Raw genomic sequence first — 3,349 nt, 5'->3', positions numbered from 1 at the left:
TATCTATAAAGAGTTTTCAAAAGTAAAACAATGCCAATTAATACCTCTTTTTATAAAGAGAGATTAATTAGCATCTACTTTAGTATTCAATATTAACTTCTGGCGAAGTTTAAACTGTCTTTGACAGTACAACTTAAAACTATTTTGGGTTGTATGGTTAAGTGACTAAGCGTATACGGTGGATGCCTTGGCAGTTGGAGGCGATGAAGGACGTACTAACTTGCGATAAGCCTAGTTGAGCCAGTAAGAGGCGCTTGAGACTAGGATTTCCGAATGGGGAAACCCACCTGCTTGCAGGTATCATATGGTGAATACATAGCCATATGAGGCGAACGCGGAGAACTGAAACATCTAAGTACCCGTAGGAAAAGAAATCAACCGAGATTCCGAAAGTAGCGGCGAGCGAAATCGGAGCAGCCCTTAAGCTGTTTTGTAATTAGTGGAAGGCTCTGGAAAGTGCCACGATACAGGGTGATAGTCCCGTACACGACAATTTATAAGCAGTGAAATCGAGTAGGTCGGAGCACGTGAAACTTTGACTGAATATAGGTGGACCATCATCTAAGGCTAAATACTCCCAACTGACCGATAGTGAACCAGTACCGTGAGGGAAAGGCGAAAAGAACCCCTGTGAGGGGAGTGAAATAGAACCTGAAACCGTATACGTACAAGCAGTAGGAGCATACTAGTTATGTGACTGCGTACCTTTTGTATAATGGGTCAGCGACTTATATTCTGTAGCGAGGTTAACCGATTAGGGAAGCCGTAGCGAAAGCGAGTCTTAACTGGGCGCTTAGTTGCAGGGTATAGACCCGAAACCCGGTGATCTAGCCATGGGCAGGTTGAAGGTTGAGTAACATCAACTGGAGGACCGAACCCACTAACGTTGAAAAGTTAGGGGATGACCTGTGGCTAGGAGTGAAAGGCTAATCAAACCGGGAGATAGCTGGTTCTCCCCGAAATCTATTTAGGTAGAGCCTCGGACGAATACTTACGGGGGTAGAGCACTGTTAAGGCTAGGGGGTCATCCCGACTTACCAACCCTTTGCAAACTCCGAATACCGTAAAGTACTATCCGGGAGACACACGGTGGGTGCTAACGTCCATCGTGAAGAGGGAAACAACCCAGACCGCCAGCTAAGGTCCCAAAGTATATGTTAAGTGGGAAACGATGTGGGAAGGCTAAAACAGCTAGGAGGTTGGCTTAGAAGCAGCCACCCTTTAAAGAAAGCGTAATAGCTCACTAGTCGAGTCGGCCTGCGCGGAAGATGTAACGGGGCTAAACATATCACCGAAGCTGCGGATTCAATCATAAGATTGAGTGGTAGGGGAGCGTTCTGTAAGCGGTTGAAGGTGTACCGGGAGGTATGCTGGACGTATCAGAAGTGCGAATGCTGACATGAGTAACGATAATGCGGGTGAAAAACCCGCACGCCGGAAGACCAAGGGTTCCTATCCCATGTTAATCAGGGTAGGGTAAGTCGACCCCTAAGGCGAGGCTGAAGAGCGTAGTCGATGGGAAACGGGTTAATATTCCCGTACTTGGAATAATTGCGATGGGGGGACGGAGCAGGCTAAGTAAGCATGGCGTTGGTTGTCCATGTGAAAGTGTGTAGGCTAATGACTTAGGTAAATCCGGGTCGTTGTTAGGCTGAGACACGAGACGAGCTACTACGGTAGTGAAGTTGCTGATGCCTTACTTCCAGGAAAAGCCTCTAAGCTTCAGATTATTTCGAATCGTACCCCAAACCGACACAGGTGGTCAGGTAGAGAATACTAAGGCGCTTGAGAGAACTCGGGTGAAGGAACTAGGCAAAATTGTACCGTAACTTCGGGAGAAGGTACGCTCTTGATTGTGATGGGATTTACTCCTTAAGCGATTGAGAGCCGCAGTGACCAGGTGGCTGGGACTGTTTATTAAAAACACAGCACTGTGCAAAATCGTAAGATGACGTATACGGTGTGACACCTGCCCGGTGCCGGAAGGTTAATTGATGGGGTTAGACTTAGGTCGAAGCTCTTGATCGAAGCCCCGGTAAACGGCGGCCGTAACTATAACGGTCCTAAGGTAGCGAAATTCCTTGTCGGGTAAGTTCCGACCTGCACGAATGGTGTAACCATGGCCACGCTGTCTCCACCCGAGACTCAGTGAAATTGAAATCGCAGTGAAGATGCTGTGTACCCGCGGCTAGACGGAAAGACCCCGTGAACCTTTACTACAGCTTGGCACTGAACATTGAACCTACATGTGTAGGATAGGTGGGAGACTTAGAAGCACAGTCGCTAGATTGTGTGGAGTCAACCTTGAAATACCACCCTTGTAGTTTTGATGTTCTAACGTAGGTCCCTAATCGGGGTTGCGGACAGTGCCTGGTGGGTAGTTTGACTGGGGCGGTCTCCTCCCAAAGAGTAACGGAGGAGCACGAAGGTTGGCTAAGTACGGTCGGACATCGTACGGTTAGTGTAATGGTAGAAGCCAGCTTAACTGCGAGACAGACACGTCGAGCAGGTACGAAAGTAGGTCATAGTGATCCGGTGGTTCTGAATGGAAGGGCCATCGCTCAACGGATAAAAGGTACTCCGGGGATAACAGGCTGATACCGCCCAAGAGTTCATATCGACGGCGGTGTTTGGCACCTCGATGTCGGCTCATCACATCCTGGGGCTGAAGTCGGTCCCAAGGGTATGGCTGTTCGCCATTTAAAGTGGTACGCGAGCTGGGTTTAGAACGTCGTGAGACAGTTCGGTCCCTATCTGCCGTGGGCGTTTGAGAATTGAGAGGGGTTGCTCCTAGTACGAGAGGACCGGAGTGAACGAACCGCTGGTGTTCGGGTTGTCATGCCAATGGCATTGCCCGGTAGCTACGTTCGGAACTGATAAGCGCTGAAAGCATCTAAGCGCGAAGCAGGCCTCGAGATGAGTTCTCACTAGAGCTATAAGCTCTCTGAAGGGCCGTTGGAGACTACAACGTTGATAGGCTGGGTGTGGAAGCATGGTGACATGTTAAGCTAACCAGTACTAATTACCCGTGAGGCTTAACCATACAACGCCAAAGTGGTTTACTAGAATTGTTCCAGACAATTCTGAGTATGACCTCCTTCCATGGAGGCCTTAAGCTAGACAGAAGTTAAGTTACTAAAGTAGCGTTTTACATAATTTATTAGCATTCCAGATTTTAGTTAGCTTGCGGTAGCGAGTTAGCACACCAGATTTGCTTGGTGACAATAGCGTTTTGGACCCACCTGACCCCATGCCGAACTCAGAAGTGAAACGAAACAGCGTCGATGATAGTGTGGCAGTTGCCATGTGAAAGTAGAACATTGCCAGGCATTAAATTAGAGAAACCCGT

Annotated in this window: 2 rRNA genes; both read left to right on the top strand. The window is 48.4% G+C overall.

The annotated features are described in order from the left end of the window. The first annotated feature begins 155 nt into the window (after positions 1 to 155). A 23S ribosomal RNA gene (locus CWC18_RS09340) occupies positions 156 to 3,043 on the top strand. A gap of 171 nt (positions 3,044 to 3,214) precedes the next feature. Continuing rightward, a 5S ribosomal RNA gene (gene rrf / locus CWC18_RS09335) occupies positions 3,215 to 3,329 on the top strand. Positions 3,330 to 3,349 lie beyond the last annotated feature (20 nt).

This window comes from Pseudoalteromonas aurantia (assembly GCF_005886875.1).
Lineage (GTDB): Bacteria > Pseudomonadota > Gammaproteobacteria > Enterobacterales > Alteromonadaceae > Pseudoalteromonas > Pseudoalteromonas aurantia_A.
Note: the sequence above shows the minus strand (reverse complement) of the source record. Positions and strands in the feature narration are given on the sequence as shown.